Origin of the sequence: Candidatus Hepatobacter penaei, from assembly GCF_000742475.1 — a bacterium.
Lineage (GTDB): Bacteria > Pseudomonadota > Alphaproteobacteria > Holosporales > Hepatobacteraceae > Hepatobacter > Hepatobacter penaei.
Genome location: NZ_JQAJ01000002.1, coordinates 300333 through 320313, shown reverse-complemented (window position 1 = coordinate 320313; position 19981 = coordinate 300333). Strand labels below are relative to the sequence as shown.

Annotated in this window: 20 protein-coding genes and 1 tRNA gene; 4 read left to right on the top strand and 17 right to left on the bottom strand. The window is 45.6% G+C overall.

The annotated features are described in order from the left end of the window. Positions 1-23: 23 nt before the first annotated feature. From IG82_RS0103780 to IG82_RS06945, 10 genes are all read right to left on the bottom strand, one after another. Positions 24-1241, bottom strand: coding sequence for a hypothetical protein (locus IG82_RS0103780; RefSeq protein ID WP_031934268.1), 1218 nt, complete (start codon positions 1239-1241; stop codon positions 24-26). A 72-nt stretch (positions 1242-1313) separates the two neighbouring features. Then, a complete protein-coding gene (locus IG82_RS0103775; protein WP_031934267.1) occupies positions 1314-2273 on the bottom strand; it encodes a DNA polymerase III subunit delta in 960 nt (319 codons plus the stop codon). Further along, a complete protein-coding gene (gene lptE / locus IG82_RS0103770) occupies positions 2270-2677 on the bottom strand; it encodes an LPS assembly lipoprotein LptE (RefSeq protein ID WP_172642880.1) in 408 nt (135 codons plus the stop codon). The genes IG82_RS0103775 and lptE overlap by 4 nt, the downstream gene beginning before the upstream one ends. Before the next feature lie 67 nt (positions 2678-2744). Beyond that, positions 2745-5327: a leucine--tRNA ligase gene (gene leuS / locus IG82_RS0103765; RefSeq protein WP_408605316.1), complete on the bottom strand. Its 2583-nt coding sequence runs from the start codon at positions 5325-5327 to the stop codon at positions 2745-2747. Continuing rightward, the gene (locus IG82_RS0103760; protein WP_031934264.1) at positions 5318-5818 is read right to left on the bottom strand and encodes a DUF3576 domain-containing protein; all 501 of its coding nucleotides are present in this window, start codon (positions 5816-5818) and stop codon (positions 5318-5320) included. Before IG82_RS0103760 ends, leuS begins: the two co-directional genes overlap by 10 nt. A 29-nt stretch (positions 5819-5847) precedes the next feature. Next, positions 5848-6729 (bottom strand): OmpA family protein, encoded by an 882-nt coding sequence (locus IG82_RS0103755; RefSeq protein WP_052545680.1) that lies wholly within the window; start codon positions 6727-6729, stop codon positions 5848-5850. A gap of 16 nt (positions 6730-6745) precedes the next feature. After that, a tRNA-Phe gene (locus IG82_RS0103750) sits at positions 6746-6821 on the bottom strand. Between the two features lie 49 nt (positions 6822-6870). Further along, positions 6871-7704, bottom strand: a complete 834-nt coding sequence (locus tag IG82_RS0103745; RefSeq protein WP_031934262.1) for a division plane positioning ATPase MipZ — start codon at positions 7702-7704, stop codon at positions 6871-6873. Positions 7705-7749: 45 nt separating this feature from the next. Continuing rightward, positions 7750-8559 carry an ABC transporter permease gene (locus IG82_RS0103740; RefSeq protein WP_052545679.1) on the bottom strand — a complete coding sequence of 270 codons (810 nt, stop codon included), beginning with the start codon at positions 8557-8559 and terminating at the stop codon, positions 7750-7752. 1 nt (position 8560) lies between these two features. Next, the gene (locus IG82_RS06945; RefSeq protein ID WP_052545678.1) at positions 8561-9259 is read right to left on the bottom strand and encodes a sugar transferase; all 699 of its coding nucleotides are present in this window, start codon (positions 9257-9259) and stop codon (positions 8561-8563) included. Positions 9260-9456: 197 nt separating this feature from the next. On the opposite strand from IG82_RS06945, the gene hemE reads away from it, so the two are divergent. The 3 genes from hemE to IG82_RS0103720 are packed head-to-tail and all read left to right on the top strand — an operon-like array spanning position 9457 to position 11907. Then, positions 9457-10452 (top strand): uroporphyrinogen decarboxylase, encoded by a 996-nt coding sequence (gene hemE, locus IG82_RS0103730; protein ID WP_031934259.1) that lies wholly within the window; start codon positions 9457-9459, stop codon positions 10450-10452. A gap of 7 nt (positions 10453-10459) precedes the next feature. Then, positions 10460-11464, top strand: coding sequence for a ferrochelatase (hemH, locus tag IG82_RS0103725; protein ID WP_156095353.1), 1005 nt, complete (start codon positions 10460-10462; stop codon positions 11462-11464). Beyond that, positions 11461-11907 carry a CopD family protein gene (locus IG82_RS0103720; protein ID WP_031934257.1) on the top strand — a complete coding sequence of 149 codons (447 nt, stop codon included), beginning with the start codon at positions 11461-11463 and terminating at the stop codon, positions 11905-11907. The genes hemH and IG82_RS0103720 overlap by 4 nt, the downstream gene beginning before the upstream one ends. Here IG82_RS0103720 and IG82_RS0103715 read toward each other — a convergent pair. From IG82_RS0103715 to obgE, 3 genes are read right to left on the bottom strand one after another with little or no spacing between them, the layout of a single operon-like run. Continuing rightward, positions 11904-12218: a HesB/IscA family protein gene (locus IG82_RS0103715; RefSeq protein ID WP_031934256.1), complete on the bottom strand. Its 315-nt coding sequence runs from the start codon at positions 12216-12218 to the stop codon at positions 11904-11906. The two genes, IG82_RS0103720 and IG82_RS0103715, sit on opposite strands and share 4 nt — an antisense overlap. Next, on the bottom strand, positions 12218-12772 hold the full coding sequence (locus IG82_RS0103710; protein ID WP_052545676.1) for a DedA family protein: 555 nt from the start codon (positions 12770-12772) through the stop codon (positions 12218-12220). The genes IG82_RS0103715 and IG82_RS0103710 overlap by 1 nt, the downstream gene beginning before the upstream one ends. A 52-nt stretch (positions 12773-12824) precedes the next feature. Further along, a complete protein-coding gene (gene obgE, locus IG82_RS0103705; protein WP_052545675.1) occupies positions 12825-13808 on the bottom strand; it encodes a GTPase ObgE in 984 nt (327 codons plus the stop codon). 91 nt (positions 13809-13899) lie between these two features. Between obgE and infA the strand changes: the two genes are divergently transcribed. Next, entirely contained in the window at positions 13900-14139 is a 240-nt protein-coding gene (gene infA / locus IG82_RS07345; RefSeq protein WP_082192051.1) for a translation initiation factor IF-1, read from the top strand. On the opposite strand, the gene IG82_RS0103695 is transcribed toward infA, so the two are convergent. From IG82_RS0103695 to IG82_RS0103680, 4 genes are all read right to left on the bottom strand, one after another. Beyond that, positions 14089-15396, bottom strand: coding sequence for an MFS transporter (locus IG82_RS0103695; RefSeq protein WP_172642879.1), 1308 nt, complete (start codon positions 15394-15396; stop codon positions 14089-14091). The two genes, infA and IG82_RS0103695, sit on opposite strands and share 51 nt — an antisense overlap. Positions 15397-15478: 82 nt before the next feature. Beyond that, positions 15479-17668 carry an LPS-assembly protein LptD gene (locus IG82_RS0103690; RefSeq protein WP_172642878.1) on the bottom strand — a complete coding sequence of 730 codons (2190 nt, stop codon included), beginning with the start codon at positions 17666-17668 and terminating at the stop codon, positions 15479-15481. Between the two features lie 101 nt (positions 17669-17769). Then, positions 17770-18864, bottom strand: a complete 1095-nt coding sequence (locus IG82_RS0103685) for an LptF/LptG family permease (protein WP_031934251.1) — start codon at positions 18862-18864, stop codon at positions 17770-17772. 2 nt (positions 18865-18866) lie between these two features. Beyond that, entirely contained in the window at positions 18867-19976 is a 1110-nt protein-coding gene (locus IG82_RS0103680) for an LptF/LptG family permease (RefSeq protein ID WP_031934250.1), read from the bottom strand. Positions 19977-19981: the final 5 nt, after the last annotated feature.

Below are 19981 nucleotides of genomic sequence, written 5' to 3'. Positions count from 1 at the left end.
GAGACCTCAAGATAAGAAAGGCCTCAGTAACGAAACCCAGCTCTTAGCAAAAAGGCATAAGAATGGTGGCTGTGCTTGAGGGTGGGAATATTACGCTGCCCATAATAACTTTTAAGACCCATTTTTTCTACGCTGCCCTCCACAAACATCAAATCACCAAGGGGCATGTGCACATGAAGATCCCAATCGAGGCCCCGGCCCACCATGACATTGACACCCACACCCAAATCAGCCAGCGTTTCAAAATGTTTATGCACACCGAAGGTTAGCTCACATCCTTTATGACCTGAAGGCACAAACTCCACACTCACTGGAAAAGACAAGCTGTGCGACGCCCTATAGCCACTCTTGATGCGATAAGATGTGCCTTGGGTCAAAAAATAAACCTCAAGATCAGGCGCTCTGATACCATAAAACTCCAGGGGCGTCACATGCTGTTCAATGGGCAAATCTCCATGGGTGAAAGACAAAATATAGCTATAGGTGGAGGCACTTAACAGGAATGACATCAAGCTGGCCTTGTGTCGCGTGCTTGTGCTGATGGGCATGTGATCTGTATGATAAAGACCGCTCATCAATTTTTGGGGATAGAAAAGCCCTCCCAGTTTACCCATAAGATAGGGAATAAACTCGCTTGAATGGGCACGCCCTGCATACACACCGTCCCCTAAATCACCAGCAAATCGCATGATGTTGTTAAGGCCTGACACGGCGACCATGAACGCTTCATCTTCTTCTGGATTTTCAAGGTCATGTGTTCCTTCAGGATGCCACAACCTTTCTTTCGGAAAGGCCCGCCCCATACGAAAGGGATTCAAAAACAAATTGCCTGTAAACGAAAAAGGATTGTGGCAGATTTTTCTCCCTTCATTGACGCCAATTTCAAAATCTACGTCATAACCAAAAGCCCGAAGCCGCGAATAGCGTCCATATTCATGGTAAGACACCAACTCTGTCAAACTGATCCAGAAATTTAGCGGCAAATCACCCAAAGTTAACAACAAAGGGTTTCTTTCCATCATCCATGTATCAGACAAGGTATCCAGCAAAGCGCCGTGGGCCATGTTGATCTCTTGAAAAAAGTGAGAAAAGGCCATATTGCTGTTAGACCACACCAAAGGCGCGTTGATAAAATAGCCTGAGCTTAAAGAGACTGTACGCTCACCACCCACGGCCAAGCATGGCCCCCAAAACGATCCCCACACCAACAAACAAGCTATGAATTTGTTAAGACGAAACATCTGCACGGGCTCACGTTCACAAAAAGCAGTCGTCTCATACTAATATGAAGATACGCTAAAAAATAGACAATGTTACACAAAAATTTTAGACAAATCAGCAAACCAAAAAGGTGACTTCTTTTTTGCCTGAACCTCTATCGATGCCAGGGTGATAAGTGTTTTTTCTATTTGCGCAATTGACCAAGAAGACATCTTGTTTTGACAGAGCTGTTTATCCTCAAAAAAGAAGGGCGCAGCAAGCCCTTGCACAGCTTTCTCAAAAGAAAGGTGCGCTTCTACACCCGCTTTTACAAAAAGCATTTTTGTAAAAAAAGAGGCCAAAGACCGCAAAGAGGTGAGGATCTCTTGGATATCCGAAAGCCTGGATAGTTCGTGGATAGCCGCTTTTTTCTCACGCCCAAGCACAGCCTTTTTCAGCGAAACCGTTTGGGCATTCCCGTGATCTAATAGCTTGATATCTTCAAAGGAAAGTGGGGCTTCATGGTAAAGAAGATAGAGCTTTTCTCGCACACATGGCCAATCTGCTAGTGCGATTTCTTCACACACATAGGACAACAGATTTTTTTCTACCTGCACGCCCAACCATGCCAGGCTGTGCGGGAAAAACACTTTTTTTAACGCAGGCGCGACGTTTTCATAACAAGCAAAGACACCATAGGTTTGGCTTTCTATCGCCTTTTTGATCACCGATGATGTTTTTTTAAGCTTAAGGCCTGTGAACACAAGAAACGCATCGTGCGCCAGCGTCAGCATGTCAGCCATTTTTGCATGATAAGCATTCTCCAGCCCCTCAATCACAAACAAACGATAAGATGACTCATGAGAAAAAAGATCAGGCTGGAGATAGGTGTCTGGATCGTTAACAAAAGAAGCTGCATCCACAAAAGAACACGCCACAGATCCGTGTTTCAATCGCATACCGCTCTCCAAGGCCCACACAAGAAAATGCTGCACCTCTTCAGAGGCGCCATAGAGAAACAACCCCTGGAGCTTTTCTAGAGAAGAGAGAAGATGGTTGGCATAAACGATCACGACACGGGATACTCCTTAAAATAGTTGGCCAGGGCTAAGACAAGGCTGTTGATCAAGCGATCTATGTTGGCCTCTTCAGCCGTTTTTTGCGCTGAGCTCACAGCAAAAAATTCATCTTCAATCAAATTGAAAGACCCATGCGCCTTAAGGGTTCCTGTGGTAAGCACCTGGTGGTCTTTATCCAAAAGTTTATACGTGACTTTTGTGGTGATGCGATCACGAATCGCCACGCCTTCTTCAGAAAAAGCCAGAATACTTTTTTCTGTGGAAAGAGAGATGTCTAGAAAATAGTTATAAGACGTGGCTTTGTGCGACTGTATTTTTTCCATCAACTGAAGACGCATATACTGCCCTCGCCTGTCATCAATAGAGTGCACATACAGTTGATGCAACTTAGATTGCACACCCTCAGGAAAGGAGGTCAGAAGCGGGGCACAGCCCTGGAGAAATAGAAGGAGAAGGCCACAGGCTCTATGCAAGAACCACATTGATGATCCGGTTTTTCACAAAAATGATCTTGCGCACCTCACGCTCATGAAGCGCTTTGTCCACCCATGGTGTCTGGGTCAGTATTTTTTCCACAACTTCACGCTCAGCATCCATTGGCACATCGATCTGTCCTTTCGTCTTCCCATTCATTTGAACAGGCATGGATAACGTCTCTTGCGACAACCATTTTTCTTCTGCTTCAGGCCAGGGTGATTCATGCACAAAACCTTGTTCGCCCATCTTTGTCCAAAGCGCTTCTGCCAAATGAGGCGTCACAGGCGCCATCAACTTAACAAACCCCACCCACACGTTATATAAAACCCGTTCATCTTGAGCCTCTTCACAGGAAAAGGAGGCCATCGCACCCACAATTTTGTAAAGGTTCGCCACATATTTGTTAAAATGGAGATGCGTCAATGTGTCATCAATAGCGCCAATCCCTTGATGATAGGTGCGTAAAAGATGTTTGGCAGACTCGCCATAAACAGCTTGTGGTGACGCCTTAAGCGCGTTTTTTCCCTTATGGATGTCAGGAGCGTGTTGTGTAAAAAGACGCCACACACGCGCGATGTGACGCCAGCTTCCCTCAATACCTTCTTTGGTCCACTCCATGTCTTTTTCTGGAGGGGTGTCTGAGAGCAAGAAAAAGCGTGTGGCATCAGCGCCCACTTCTTTCACGATATCGTCAATGCTTACAACATTACATTTTGATTTACTCATTTTCTCAAGACGCCCCACAGTCAGTGGCACGCCCTTTTGGCTGTGAACCCATGTGCCATCACTGTTACGATGCGCTTCTGTGGGATAGTGCCATTCACCTTGGTCATCTTGAAAGGTGCGGTGCACCACCATGCCCTGATTGAATAGCCCGGTAAAGGGCTCGGTGAAAGAAAGAGGATACCCCGCCTTTTTGAGCGCATGCATGAAAAAGCGCGCATAAAGAAGGTGCAAAATGGCATGCTCCACACCGCCAATATAGTGCGCCACAGGCATCCACTGTTTCACAGCGTCAGGGTTAAACGCCTCAGGAAAAGAGGGGGAGCAAAAACGCAAAAAATACCAAGACGAATCAAAAAAGGTGTCTAAGGTGTCTGTCTCACGCACGGCGTGTTTGCCACATTGCGGACACGCCACATGCTTCCACGTGGGATGGTGATCAAGGGGATTGCCGGGCACATCAAAGGAAACATCTTCTGGGAGCTTCACAGGTAAATCTTCTTCAGGCACAGGCACAGCGCCACACGACTGACAGTGGATCATGGGAATAGGACACCCCCAATAGCGTTGACGCGACACCCCCCAATCTCTGAGGCGCCACGATACATCTTTACGTCCACAGCCCCGCTCTTCCAACTGTTGAATCATCGCTTTTTTGGCAGAAGCCACATCAAGGCCATCTAAGAAAGAAGAGGCCATCAACTCACCATCCCCCTCATAGGCAGAGGTCTCAAAATCATGGGGCTGAGCCTTTGGCTTGATGACAGGCAAAATGGGAAGCCCTTTTTGTTTGGCAATATCAAAATCTCGCGCATCATGCGCCGGACATCCAAACACAGCGCCTGTGCCATAATCCATCATGACATAACTCACAATATACACCGGCAAGGTTTGGTCAGGAAGCAATGGGTGATGCACCTCAAGCGGCGTTTTGATGGCACGCTTTTCCACAATCTCTTGACTCATGGCGGCGGTATTATGTTGCTGACACCACCTTAAAAAGGAAGCAATATCCTCATGTTCTTCCCCCAGTTTTTTGGCCAGAGGATGATCGGGAGACAACCCCAGAAAACTGGCCCCAAAAAGGGTGTCAGGACGGGTTGTGAACACCTCAATCTTTTTTTGCATATTCTTGAAGGGAAAGAAGATTTTAGCCCCTTCAGAACGTCCGATCCAGTTTCTTTGCATGGTCTTGACCTTTTCAGGCCATTGCGTGAGCGTGTCCAATCCTTGAAGAAGGTCTTCCTTAAAAGACGTAATCTTCAAAAACCACTGCTTAAGGGGCTTTTTTTCCACCAAGGCGCCTGACCGCCACCCACGACCATCAATGACTTGTTCATTGGCCAGAACCGTTTTTTCCACAGGGTCCCAATTGACGTAGGATGTTTTTCGCTCCACAAGCCCCACCGACAAAAAGCGCAAAAACATCTTTTGTTCATGCACATAATAAGAGGGGTCACATGAGAAAATTTCTCGTGACCAATCATAAGACAGGCCCAGTTTCTTTAAATTCTCAGCCATATCCGCTGCGTTTTTATAGGTCCATTCTTGCGGGTGAACCCCATGCTTGAACGCTGCATTCTCAGCCGGCAACCCAAAGGCATCCCAACCAATGGGGTGCAATACTTTTTTCCCCAACGCCCGTTGATGACGAGCCATAACATCCCCGAGCACATAATTTCTGGCATGACCTACATGAATTTTCCCCGATGGATAGGGGAACATCTCGAGCACATACATGGCCTTTGAGTCCGGCACATCCGCCACAGCAAAAGCATGCCTGTCGGCCCATGTTTTCTGCCAGTGGGCTTCAACGTCATGAAAGTTATATTTAGAGGTCATAATGATCTTTTTCCATTGTTATCGCGAAGGTAGTGAACCCATTTCTCCCGTGTTTTCGCCGACGTGGCCGATAATCGCCATGCCCCTTGGTAACGTTCTTGGGTCAGCACCACACAATGGAGATTGCCACCTTCTGAAAGGTTGACCGCCTGGCCGGGATTAAGGTTAGTGACAATCATTTTGACCCTCGTATGAGGCAGCGCTGCTTCTGTATACCAATCTGTCTCCACATATTCTTTATCCCAGTCAACCCTGTGAAGCCCCATAAACGCCAGGGTGTTCACCACAGATGAGAAAGAGGTGTGTTGCGAAGATACCTGAGGTTCAGGGGAAGCAGACGGCGACCGCTTGCCACCAGAAACGAGGACAATATCTTTTTGAAAAAGTTTACCCATGGCCGCGGTGCGCTTGTCCTCTCGAGAGAGCGGTTTCTCATAAGCCATGCCCGAACACCCGCACAACACACCCAACACAACAAAATAGGTTGCCTTTTTCATGCACCCCCCTCTATGTCACACCATACTCACTATCGTTGATCAAGCTTAAACTCAATGCGCCTGTTTTTCGCATAGCTTTCTTGGGTGTGACCCTTATCAAGCGGATAATGTTCTGCAAACCCAGAAGGGACAAGGTGCTTTTCAGGAATACCCTGGCTTTTTAAATAGTCAGCCACCGCTCTGGCGCGTGCCAAAGACAAACCAAGGTTCGACGAAAACCGTGCGCCCACACGCATAGGCACACAATCTGTATGACCATCGATACGTAGCACCCACGGAATGGCTGGAGAAATTTTTTGAGAAAGCTCTCTCAAGCTCTGGGCCAGCATATCTAAATTTTCTTTACCCAGAGGGCTGAGTACCTCTGATCCTGACGGGTAAAGCACCTCAGACTGAATCACAAAACGATCGTCCACAATGCGCACGCCCTTTTCCTTTTCGAGCAAACCCTTAAGTTTTGCCATAAATTGCGATCGGTGCGCATCCACTCTTTTTTGAGAGGCTTCCAGCAACACTCGATTTTTCTTCTCAAGCGCCTCAATGGTGGCTTCTTTTTCTGACAACATCGCTTTTGAGGTGACGATCTCTTCATCCAAAGCGCTCACATGTTCGTTAAGCACTTCAACATCTTGTTGCAAAGAGCGTATGGAAGCTTCTTTTTCATTTCTGATGTGCTCTAGGTTTTTTGTTTTCACCTTATGTGTTTTGAGGTCTTGATCAAGACGCGTTGACTTCTTTTGAAGGTGGTCAATTAATGTCTGTTTTGTATAAAGAGATCCCTTCACTTCAAGTCCTGCCATCATTAGAAAAAAGATGAACAGCAAGAAAACCAGCAGCAGCGCAGAAAGGGCATCCACAAAACCAGGCCAAAGCGATAAGGGACGAGAGGGAGAAAAACGTTGACGCATCATAAGAGTAAAAACACCATGGTGCCCGAGGCCGGAATCGAACCAGCGACACGCGGATTTTCAGTCCGCTGCTCTACCAACTGAGCTACCCGGGCTTTGTTCTAAGGTTAAATGGAAAAGTGAACCAGTGTCTAGCAAGAAATTTCACTTATTCACTCGAGATGCTTTTTTGAGAGAAAGCTTGTCTAGCGGCAAAAGATTCATGAGCGCCCTAAGCTCTTGTCTGGCCGACACATGAGAAAATGTGAGAGCTTCTTCAGAAGCACCGAGATCAAGAAGCGTAAGGCCACTGAGAAACAGTTCTCGAAAAATAACGCGCTCACCAAACCCAGAGGCCAACTTAAAGCCAATGCGCTTAGATAAAGGCTCAAGCACACTATCTACCTTCTCTTTGTTTTTTGTGAACAAATGCCCTAAGCGATTGCGCACCACAATCCACGCCATCGGACTGTGAGATTGCATGATTTTCCTTTTTCTTTCTTCCCATACGGTCTGCGCATAAATGCTGGGAGAAAGGTTGGGTGTCCCCTCTTTGTCTTCAACATGGGCCAAAAGATCAAGATCAATAAAACTGTCGTTGATGGGTGTGATAAGTGTGTCAGCAAGGCCATGTGCTTGGCTAGACAGCTCTGTATGGCTTCCTGGTGTGTCGATGACCACCACATCGCAGGTCTTAAGGGCCACATCATTCATGATGGATAGCATTTTTTGCGAATCATGCGTGTGGCTTTCTTCTATGCGCACGTGCTCAGAACACGGAACCGTTTTGTGGTGGTTTTTTTCGTTATAGCGTTTTCTATTGTCTATATAGCGCGACAGCGTCCCTTGACGACCATCTAAATCCACACTTCCCACGCGGTACCCATCATACAAAAGGCTCACAATCACGTGCATAGCCAATGTTGATTTGCCCGTGCCCCCCTTTTCATTGCCCAAAACAATGATAAAGGGAAGACCATTTTCATTTTTTTCAGACATAAAAAACCCTTTTCTTGTTTATTTTAAGCAACACACAGTGGGCCATTACTTTTTCTTGAGAGAAACATACATAAAAAAGCCTATCAGCGGAGATATAGCTAAAACAAAAAGAATAATCAATGAAGAAAGCGCATTCATCTCGGGCGTGATCCCTGTTTTGAGTTGAGAAAACACCACCATAGGCAACGTTGACGAGGAAGGTCCCGATGTAAAGCTGGCAATCACCAAATCATCCATAGAAAGAACAAAGATTAAAATCCACGCAGATACAAGGGAAGGAACAATAAGAGGCAGCGTGATAGAAAAAAAGACTTTGGAAGGCTGAGCACCCAAATCTAATGCAGCTTCTTCAAGCACAGGGTCAAGGTCAAGCAGCCTGACCCGAAGCATCAGGGTTGTGTAGGCTGAAAAAATAGTGGTATGCGCCACAATCACTGTTAGCAAGCCGCGCCCATGAGGCCACCCCAGCAAACGCTCTGAGGCCACAAAAAAAACCAATAACGCTAGGCCAATCGCCACCTCAGGCACCACAAGCGGCGTGACGGACAAACTTTCTATCAACCCACGAAAGCGAGCCCGCCTGAAGCGCACAAAAAGCAGCGCACACAAAAGGCCAATCAACACTGCGCATGTGGCTGAAAAAAAAGCCACCTGAAACGAACGCGCCACAGACTGCCACAGTTCGGTGTTCATCAACAATTTTCTATACCAAACAAGAGAGAATCCAGACCACTGACCCAAAGAAGCCGAGGCGTTAAAGGAAAACAACACCACAAACGCAATGGGGGCATACAAAAAGGCATACACGACAGCCATCACCCAAGAGATACTCAAAGAAATGCGCTTTTGTGACATATCACACCCTCACATAACCAAGACTGGCTTTTGCCAGGGGGGCCGGTACACAAAACACAGAAAAAAAGGTTTCAAGGCCACACACAAACAACCGCGAAGAAAGAAAACGCAAGCCTAACAAATAAAGGAGAAACGTATTCATCCTCCACGAGGCATAGTCCACATAAAAGCACATCAATTTTTTTTTAACGGCAAAAATGGCTTCATAAGAAAAGGCGTCACCAGGCGTCTTGGATAAGGATAAAAGCTTACCTTCTCGTGCAAAAACCAGGGATGAGATGTCCATCATGCCAGGCAGGACGTCAAAAATTTTTTCTCCTCCCTCATAACGGGGTAGCGCTGAGACAATATCGGGACGTGGGCCAAAAAAGTGCATATCGCCACACACAATGTTCCACAATTGTAAAAGCTCATCCACCTTTAACAAACGCAGCACCCTTCCTGGCATTGTCACTCGGGGGTGATGATCAAGAGTATAAGCATCTTCATGCACTGACAAAGACATGGTGCGTATTTTGACCATGAGAAAGATCTTTTTATGTTTTCCCACCCGTTTGCTGGTATAGATAGGATTTTTTCTATCCCACACAAAAACCCAAAAGAGGGCGAGCAACCAAACGGGAGAGAGGCTTACAAACAATAAAAAAGCCACCAGGCGCGAGATCACATCCATCATCACGCAATCTCCTGTTGAAAACATCGGCGTAATAGGGCACTTTTCCACAAAAAGATATCAATCATTTTTTAGAAAACGTTTTCTTATACTCTATGCACACATAAATAACCACGTTATACACAAGTTAACCGTGATGTCCACATGATACACACCCTCATTTGTCACCATCTTTTCACATTTTTGTTACCTCAACAAACAAAACAACATCCTCTTACTCTTCTATGATTCTTATAGATACGCTTTTAGGAAAAACCACATCTCCCCCCCCTATCTGGCTTATGAGACAAGCCGGGCGGTATCTACCAGAATACAGAAAGCGAAGGGAAGCCTTCCCACACTTTCTCGATCTTGTTCTTTGTCCTAAGGCGGCGAGAGATGTAACCCTGCAACCCATTCAACGGTTTGATTTTGACGCTGCTATTTTGTTTGCAGATATTCTGGTGGTTCCCTATGGGCTGGGGCAACAGGTGGTGTTTTCTAACGGCATTCATATGGATAGTGTTGATAATATCACTATTCCATTCGACAAAGAGTCTTTTTATCAAAAAGTGGCTCCTGTGATGGAAACCATTCGCCTCACGCGTCAAGATCTTTCTCAAGATAAAGCGCTTATTGGGTTTTCCGGCGGTCCCTTCACAGTTTTATGCTATATGCTAGAAGGGGGAAGCAACCACGGATTTCCCAAGGCGCGATCCTTTGCGTTTTCTCAAAAAAAACGTTTTGAGCAGTGGCTAGACATCGTGACAGAGGCCACTATTTTCTATCTTGAAAAACAAATAGAGGCAGGTGTGAATGCTGTTCAGCTTTTTGAAACGTGGGCCAGTCTTGTGCCTTGGCCTTATCAGCACGAATGGATTGTAAAGCCTCTCACAAAAATCATTTCGGCCCTGCGCGCACAATGGCCTGATTTGCCTGTAATTTCATATCTTAAGGGGGTGGGCCAGCTTTTACCGTCCTATGCTCAAACATCGCACACCACGGCCCTGTCCCTTGATACAACCTATAGCCTTGAAGACACAAGCTCTTTTTCTTGTGTGCTTCAGGGGAACCTGGATCCGGAGATTCTTGTGGAGGGAGGTGATGTGCTTAAAGAAGCTGTGGAAAAAATCAAAAAACATGCGCATCAAAGGCCTTTTATCTTTAATTTAGGTCATGGCATTTTGCCGCAAACGCCGGTGGCCCATGTCGAGCAACTGGTGAGCTTGGTGAAAGGGTGAGAATATCGTGAAAAAAGCTCTTGTGCTGATGAACTTTGGGGGCCCACGTTCTTTAGAGGATGTGGCGTCATTTTTAAAAGATCTCTTCTCAGATCCGTGCGTTTTTGAATATCCGTCCTGGATTCGTCGGCTTTTGGCTCACTATATTGCTAAAAAAAGAGCCAAGTCTGTGGCCAAAAGCTATGCGCTGATGGGGGGCCGGTCTCTTGTTTTTGAGAGCACAGAAAAGCAGTCACAAGCTTTGAGTGAAAAACTCAACCATGCGTATGATGTGTTTTGTGCTATGCGCTATGGCTCTCCCTCCATCAAGGACGTGATAAGTCAGTTAAAGGACTATAAACCTCAAGAAGTGCTGTTGCTCCCTATGTATCCTCATTTTTCTCTTACCACCACGCTTTCGTGTTTTAAGGAATGGGAGCGGGAAGTCAAGCGACAGGCTTTCTCTTATCCGACAAAACGCATTTGTTGCTATCCTAAAAATGATTATTTTATCAAAGCTCATGGGGAAATTATTCTTGGGGCATGGAAAAAAGTGAAACCTGAGCGTCCGGTGCGTTTGCTTTTTTCGGCGCACGGCATTCCCATGAAGTTTGTGTCGCGAGGTGATCCCTATTGCACGCATATCAAAGAGTCTTGTCGTGCTATTTTAGCTTACATAAACAAAAAAGGGCTGGCTTTTTCTGATTGGCAACTCTGTTATCAAAGCCGTGTAGGGCCCCTGGCGTGGACAGAGCCTTACCTAGATGATGAGCTGGACAGAGCCGCCAAAGACAAGAAGGATGTCTTTGTGGTGCCCATTTCATTTGTGGGCGAGCATCTTGAGACGTTGGTGGAGCTTGATGTGGAATATAAGGAAAAGGCAGAGGCGTTGGGCCTGGCCTTTTTTCGTGCCCCGGCGCTTGAAAGTCATCCTTCTTTTATCGAAGGCCTGGCTCAGCTTGTGCGCCATCACGATCATTTACCTCGATCTTGTCCTGTGGAAAATAACCAATGCTGGCGCTATCGTGCATGACATTTTTGTCTGAACATTATCTCATCATCAAGGCCATACATATTCTTTTTGTGATTGCTTGGATGGCTGGCATCATGTATTTGCCTCGGTTGTTTGCCTATCATAAAAAGCATGAGGATAATCGAGACATCTATGCCATGTTTCTCACGATGGAGCGTCGCCTTATTGCCATCATCATTATTCCTTCCATGGTTGGCACCCTTATCACAGGGGGATTGCTGTTTTTGATTCCGCAAGCCGTGAATTTTTCAGTGTGGACCCCTTATGTCAAACTTTTTTTTGTGGGGCTATTATTGGCGGCACAACTGTTTTTTCTTCGCTGCTGGCAAGATTTTCGACACCATCAAAACAAACGAAGTGAAGTTTTTTTCAGAGCGAGCAATGAAGTGCCTTTCTTGTTGGCCATCGTTATTGTGTTGCTTGTGGTGTTGAAGCCCTTTTAGAAAGAGAATGAATTTTTACAGCCGCAGGCATTTTTTGCATGGGGGTTATTAATGACAAACGTGCTTCCGATCATCTCTTCTTTGTGATCCAGCTCAGCCTCATCAAGGAAAGAGGCAGAAAGTTTATCCACAAGCACTTTAATGCCCCCTTGCCCTTCAACCACAAGATCGTCTTCGTGGGGCTGATCGAAAGAGAAGGCATACTGAAAGCCAAAGCAGCCGCCTGGGTCCACGCGCACACGAAACAGGCCCTTTTCAGGCCCCAAGTCCTTAAGCTTTTTCTGCGCGGCATCGCTGATTGAAAAACGCATTAGGCAAACTCTTTTTTATAAAACAAATAAGCTTTCCACAGCAACCAACATAAGCAGGCAATACCAAGACCACCTAGAAAAAAGAATCTTTGTAAAGGAGAGAGATGATACATGATGAAACTACCAAACACATAGCCTGCTCCACAGCTTAAAACCGACCACAAGGCCGCTGCCACAAAGTTGAGAAAAACAAACTGACCAAAGGGAAAGCCGGCTGTGCCGATAATAAGGGGGCTGATGATGCGCACGCCATAAATAAATCGGAAGGTGAGGATATAAAATATGCCATATTGCTTTAAAAAGAGAAAAGCCTTTTGGGCCGGCGGATCAAGTTTGGGAAAAAAAGAGAGGACGCGTTTCCCCCACACATGGCCAATCAGGAATAACCCTTGATCGGCGATGAGTGTGCCAAAAAAAGCAATGATCATGACTTTGGAAAGATCAAGCACACCTTGAGACGCAAAATAGCCGGCAGGCAGAATGACAGATTCCCCCTCGATGAGAGAGCCCAAAAATACGGCCCAATACCCCCATTGTGCAACAAAATCTTCCATGTGATCATTCTGCTCTCAACAACACCCCTCCATTGTAAACGAGTTTGAAGCGTTAAGGAATATCTTCTATCATTCTGTCAAGAAGCTCTGTTGTGCCTGATGGGGCGATACAAGAGACCACAAACACTTCTTTTTGGGCATGGGCCTCAAGTTTTGCTCTTTTCTTCTCAAGCACCGAAGGGTCTTGCGTGTCGGCTTTGCTGAGAACAAGAATTTGCTTTCTCTCCCACAGGGTTTGATCATACTGCTTGAGCTCATATTGAATAATTTCATAGTCTTGCACCACGTCATCCCCTTCAGCGCTCACCAAATGCACCAGTAAGCAAGATCGTTCAATATGGCCCAGAAAGCGGTGCCCCAGGCCTTTCCCTGCGTGGGCATCTTTCACGAGGCCAGGAATATCTGCCATGACAAATCGCTTTTCTTTCCAAGTAACGGTGCCTAAATGGGGGATTAATGTTGTAAAAGGATAAGGAGCGATTTTGGGGCCAGCTCGTGAAAATGAAGAGATCATTGTGGATTTTCCTGCATTCGGAAGCCCGATAAGGCCCACATCCGCGATAAGTTTTAGCTGAAGCCAAACCCACATCTCTTCGCCGGGGAACCCTTGTTGAGAAAAGCGAGGCGCCTTTTGCACAGAAGACTTAAAATGTTGGTTGCCAAGCCCTCCTTGACCTCCTTTTAATAGGATAAAATCTTCTTGAGAGGCGGTGATATCTTTCAAAAGAACGGTTTCATCGTCATTCCAGATTTGGGTGCCTGGGGGCAGCCTGAGGGTTAAGCTCTTCCCCTTTTTGCCTGTACGGTTTTTGCCCTTTCCTCCTTCGCCTTTCGCCGCTTTGAAGTGTTGTTGATAGCGAAAATCAATGAGTGTGTTCAAATCAGGTGTGACATGGATGATGATGTCGCCACCATCCCCCCCGTTCCCGCCATCAGGGCCGCCCATGGGAATAAACTTTTCTCGACGAAAGCTGACACAGCCGTCACCCCCATCTCCGCTTTTGATAAAAATTTTGGCACGATCAAGAAATTTCATAGATGTTTTGCTGTGTGTGATATAATCGTTGTATGTTTGCTTTTTTTAAAGTAGGTACCTAGGGATAGTAAATGCTTTTTTATGAGGAGCTATGTCAAAAGAAAAAAATATTGAGTGTTCGGGGGTCGTTCAGCAATCTTTGCGTGGCGCCCAATTTAAGGTCAAGCTTAACGGTTCTGACCATGTGGTAATCGCCACCATTTCGGGAAAAATTCGACAAAACAACATACAAATCGTACCCGGTGATCAGGTGACTATGAAAATGTCTCCCTATGACTCATCAAAGGCGATCATCTGTTTCAGGGTTCGCAACTCGCCCCCGCCTGCCTGATCCAGGGTGGGTCTCTGGCATGAAAACAAGTGTGATCAGCGCACAAAACATACACACAGGGATGAGGCCAAGGGCAATTTTATAGTTTTCGAGCGTATAAAACGGCACGCCGTTTTGGATGCGTCCGTCCCACATAGAGTCAAGAATAAACCCAACACAAGGTTGAAAGACAACCCCGCCGATCATGACGATGGTGTTTACAAACCCCGTTGTCACCCCCTTGACATTATGTGAAACAATCTCTGCACCCACCGTGAAGACAAGTGTTTGGCCCGTCATAAAAAAGCCGACAAGGAACAAAAGGACAAACCCACCCGCAAGCGGGATGTTGTCAGCAAACATCAGGTAAGAGCAGACAATAAAAGAAGCCAAGGCCGAGAGGGTCATCACCGGCTTTCTTCTTTTCATCTTGTCTGATAAGAGCGCCACGAGAGGGGCTCCAAATCCCGTACCAATAAAAAGAATGCCAATCCCCAAAGAAGCAACGCCCTTGCTGATGCAATAGTATTTCATCAAAAAAGACACACCCCAGATATCAGTAAAGACAGAGAGCGGAACATACATAAAGCAGCCATAAAGGCCAATACTCCAGATGTCTTTGTTTCTAAAAACGAAGAGAATCTTCTTTTTGATAGGGATCTTAGAAAGCGTATGTTGTGTGTGTACGGGGGTTTTCAAGGTTGTCCATATGAGCAGTGCGATGATTAAACCCACAAAGAAGAGAAAAATAAGGCTCGTGCGCCAAGAAGAAACTTGAATAAGGCTTGCTAAGGGTGCACCCGATAAAATGCCACCCAGTTTCCCAAAGGTGATGGTGGTGCCTACGGCAAAAGCTACTTTGGCTTCAGGAAGCCATGTGCGCGCCAGCGTAATGGTGCTCAAGAAGGCGCCTGAAGCCCCTGCGCCAATGAGGATGCGGCCTATGCAGGCCATAGAAAAGGTGGGGGCGAGTGCAAACAAAATCGTACCCACAATACACACAAGGATCGCTGTGTATATCACGCGGTTGGGTCCCCACTTGTCTAAGAGAATACCGATAGGTATCTGGAGTGTGGAGTAAGCATAGTAGTAAAAAGACGTCAACACACCCAAAGACGACGCCTGGATCATAAACGTAGACATCAAGTGGTCAGCCATCACAGAGGGTGAAGCACGCAGGATGAACTGATAGAGATAAAAGGCTGTGCCCAATCCCCAAACATACCAACCATAAACAAGACGTTTTTTTGCTACCATAGGCACAGCCACACGTGACATTTTATTCATTTATAGAAAATTTTGATCATAAGGTCTAACATCGTTCCTTTTTTGTGGGCTAAAGTTAAGGTGTCCCTAGGTTCTATGGGGAGGTGGACATTCTTCCTCTTGCGCCATCATCGAGCGTTTTTTGAGATGATAGCATGGTGCCCACAGGGCTGTTATGTTTTTTGAGGTCATGGCTGATGGTTGAAAGTCCGGATCCAAAGTTTTTAAAGCCCAAGGAAATACCCCAATATCTTTTGGGCTTGATGTCTTTACTGTGGTACTGCGTTCTTCCTATATGAATGTGTATTTTAAAACAGTCGTTTTGATAAACGAGATCCACGCGTGCATTAAGCAGTTTGTGTCGAGCTATGTCATAGTGTGTTTCAACCTTGCCACCCCAGTTTTCGTGAAAGTGAGATGAAAGTGTGACCTCAGCAGCTTCTTGCTTGCCAAGATAAAGAGTTTGTCCTATGAATTTTAACTTTGTATACCCCAACGTCAGTCGCATCCAATCATCGCCTATGTGTCCTATAAGCTCGCTGAAATGAGGCTGAAATGTTTCTTTGTTTACGCTGAAACGATAATCTGCTGATAGCCAAGAGCAAGGGGATGCCATCAATGAACCCACAATATTAGAAAACCCTTTTTGAAGGCCGCCTTCACGCATCACAAGATTGGGTGTTGAAGGCATGTAGGTTTGCCCCAGAAAAATGTGGATATCATTGATGGAAGGCGCATTCATAAGAAAGTGGCTTCCATACACAAAACGAGAACCTGAGTCGATTCTATCATACCCAGGAGAGCGGTTTTTCCTCAAAAGAACCGCATCATTATACTCAAACCCTTGACTGTCCCCCACAGGAATGGCTTCAACTTTGTCGATATAGGGTGCTAAAATAGCGTGAAAAAACGGTTCTATGATGGCCGGTGCGTTGTTCATGGCGAGGGGCCAACTGGTCTGAAGTCCGCATTGGGGAAAACCGCGGAAGGTGTTGGTGTAAGCGCTTTTTGTTTGATGGGAGATATCTTGAGATCGATAAAAATCACCTCTCAATGAGGCAAAAGGGCTAATCACCTGTCCCCAAGGGGCTATATGGGATCGTTTCCACTCACCCATGGCAACCATACGTTCATAATTATTTTTTTCAAAATTTTTAATGGCTGATGTATGGAGATGCAGGGTAAAGGAATCGCCTGAATCGATGGGGTCAGAGGTTATCGTATATGTCGCTGTGGGGAGCATAAGAGAAACATTTTTTTTGTCTACGTCATACAAACCCTGGTAAGCGTTGGTGCTTATATGGAGGTAGTCTCTTTCTGAAAAGCGCTCTCCTTCCACTTTTGACTCCAAAAAAGGGGCTGTAGACATGCTGTCAGGGAGCCTGAGTTCCGCAATAGAGCGTGGGTATGTTTTGTCACTGACGCCCTGCCCCACAGCTTTTATACGCCATTGATCATTGATTTCTTGCGTCAGGTTAATAGATAAACTGCCGCGCGGGGAGGAAATATGTTCTTCCTGATTGTCCTTATAATAAGAAACAGGTTTTGAGGCATTCAAGCTTCCCGCTGTTTCCAGATAAGACGTGCGCCCTTTCTGACGATATTGGAAGCCGGCGATGCCTCCTCTTTTGGTGGTGACAAAGGGAAAAATTTTGACGTCAGCGTGTTCGAAAGTCAGAAAATAAGGAACACTTACAAAATATCCTAAGTAAGATGAGTTGCCATATCGAGGACGCAAAAATCCGCTAGATCTTTTGGTATAAAAACTTAAATAGGGAAAATAAAAAATGGGAACATTGAGAAGCTCAAGCTGGGGGTCAATATAGCGTACCTCTGCCTTTTTTTTCCTTTTTTCAATGCGCCGTGCTTTGATTTGCCAAAAGGGCGGCGCCTCTGGATCTGTGGCCGATGGTTGACAGGGTGTGTAAACACCGTTTTCTATGACAATGAGATCATCATCTTTGTCATACGCCGCAGATGCGCCTGCAAAACGGCTTTTGTCTTGGGTGAGGAAGCGAATTTTTTTCAAAACCATTTTTTTGACATTGCCAGTGACCTCCACATAATCGGCCACCAAACAATCTTGGCCCTGTTCTTTAAGTCGCACATTTCCTGTGGCTGTGAGCAGGGCTGTTTGTTCGTGATAGGTAATTTCTTGGGCTCTGATATATTGTGTGTCGTTTTGAACCGTCACATGTCCTGAAAACTTCCATATCTTGAGGGTGCGGTTATAAAACACATGATCTGCATAGAAAACAATGGTGTTTTGATCTGCTTGTGCCAATGTTGGATAACACGCCTGTCTTGCCTTTGCTCCACAAGGCCTCATGATCATACATAAGCAAATAATAAGACAAAGACGTGAAAACAAGAGAGGTTGGATTCCTAATAGTTTCTTTTGTGACCTTCCTCTAAAAAGACAATTAAAACAAGGGACGTAAGAATAATGAAAAAAACCGTGGCCCACGAAGCAATCATGGGGGAAATAACCCCTGCAAGACAAAAGGCTCGGGTCATCTGCGTGGAAAAATAGAATCCAAAACCAATAAAGCATCCTGTGAGAAAAAGAATAATGGACCCATAGCGTTGATGAAGCTGAAGACCAATAGCCGCTGCAAACATGGTAAGACCCAGACATTCAAAAATAGACGCCCATAACTCTTGCCATTTAAGTTCATACACATGACTGGGAATTCGTGCTTCGTGGGCCAAGGCAATAAGACGCGGCAAAGACCAAAAATAAAGAAGATCAGGTTTAAAATTTTGGAGAAAAAGGCCCTCTAAATCGATGCGATAGGGAAGTATTTTTTTTTCAAAAAAGGTTTGTTGCTTGTTTTGGGGGTCATACATCCAGCCATGTTTCATCACAATGGCCTGGTTTAATAGGCCAATTTTGTTGGCATAAAAACTGGCTTTGAGTTTGCTTTGTGGCGAAAGCACATGGATGAACGCATGGTGAAAGGCCCTGGATGAATTTTTTATTTTTTTCATGTGGGCCAGCACATACCCTTCAGATGTTTCTTGCTTAATCCACACGCCTGACGAGAACATTTGAAAGGCATTTTTGTTGTCTACATCCCGGCCAATGTCGATAAGGTGGTAATGCCTGAGCGTTGTGATGCTTAGGGGCTGTAGCAGAGCCACGTTGAGCACACCTAAAAAAAGTGAGCAGGCAAAGAAAGGGGCAAGGCTTTTCCAAGGGGAGGTTCCTGTGCTGCTGAGGGCCAGAAATTCATTAGATTGTGTGACTCGGCTAAAGACAATGAGAGCGCTGGCCAAAATAAGAAGAGGAAAGAGTTGGTGTATTGTCAACGGTGCTTTTAAAAAGGCCAGAAAAAAAGCTTGCAAGGAAGAATCGAGCAAGGCGCGTCGTTGAAGTTCAATAAATTCTGCGCAAAGAATCAAACACCACACAGCCAAGAAGGTGATGAGGAAATAGGTCAGAAAAAGGCGAAACGCATAGCGGCTAAATGTGGGCATACCTAAGACAGCTGTAATTGAGAGGAAAGAGTTTCATATTTAAGGTGTTGATACATCACATAAAAAAGTGGCGACAAAACCCCTGTAAAAGCAAGTATGGGCGCCATGAGTCCGAGATGACCCTCAAGCTGAAGAAGGACCAGGCTGCCAAATTGTATGGATAAAAAAGCCAAAACGGCGGCGGTGATGTTCCATTTTTTGCTGTGTGTCTTACACATAAAAAGGCCAGCTACCATGCCAAAAGAGAGAAAATAAAGGGGGAGAAGGAGTCTTTGGAAGGCTTCAAAATGGAATTTGATTTTTTCTTCCAACGTTTGATAGGTGGTGAATAATTCACTCAAAAAAAGCTCATAAGATTTTATGGGCGCGGCTGTTTTTTCATGGGCATCTTTAGCGTAAAAAATATAACGATCAAAATCAAAAAAACTATATCGCGCATCTTCACGTGTTTGCCTGACCCCTTGTTGGAGGCACAGCCCTATCCTTTCGCCATCGTTGATCACTTGCGCACGTGATGCGAGAATAGAGGCCTGCTTATCGAGATGGCGTTGATCATAAATAAAAAGGCCATCAAGGGAACCGTCTTTTCTTTTATTGCGTACATAGACCGTGAAAGGACCCAAAGACTTAAACGCCCCCACCTGAAAAGATTTTTCTGAAAAGTGAGAGCGCATCGACAATTCTTGTTTACGAAATTTTTGAAAGGAAAGTGGCACAAAATAAAGTGTCATGAGATATAAAAAAAGCGTGCCAGCCATGCCTACGTAGATAACAGGGCGCAGGATACGAGCTTGGCTGTAACCCGCATTTTTGAGTACCGATAAAATGTTGTCATCGCGATAGCGACCATAGAGAAATAAGACGGCAATGAAAAAAGCAAAGGGGAGCGCTAGCGAAAAAAGCTCGGGTAATAACCATGTCACAAACAAAAAAAAGTCTAAAAAAGATAATCTTTGTACCACGATGATGGAGACAAAGCGAAACGATTGCTTCATCCACAGCAAGCTCGCAATAAAAAGAGAAAGCAAGACAGTTGTGCCCAAAAGGTGCAGTGTCATAGAACGCAAAATGCGCATGAGGGTACCAAAAGAAGGCGCACAGAATTTGAGCAAGTTTA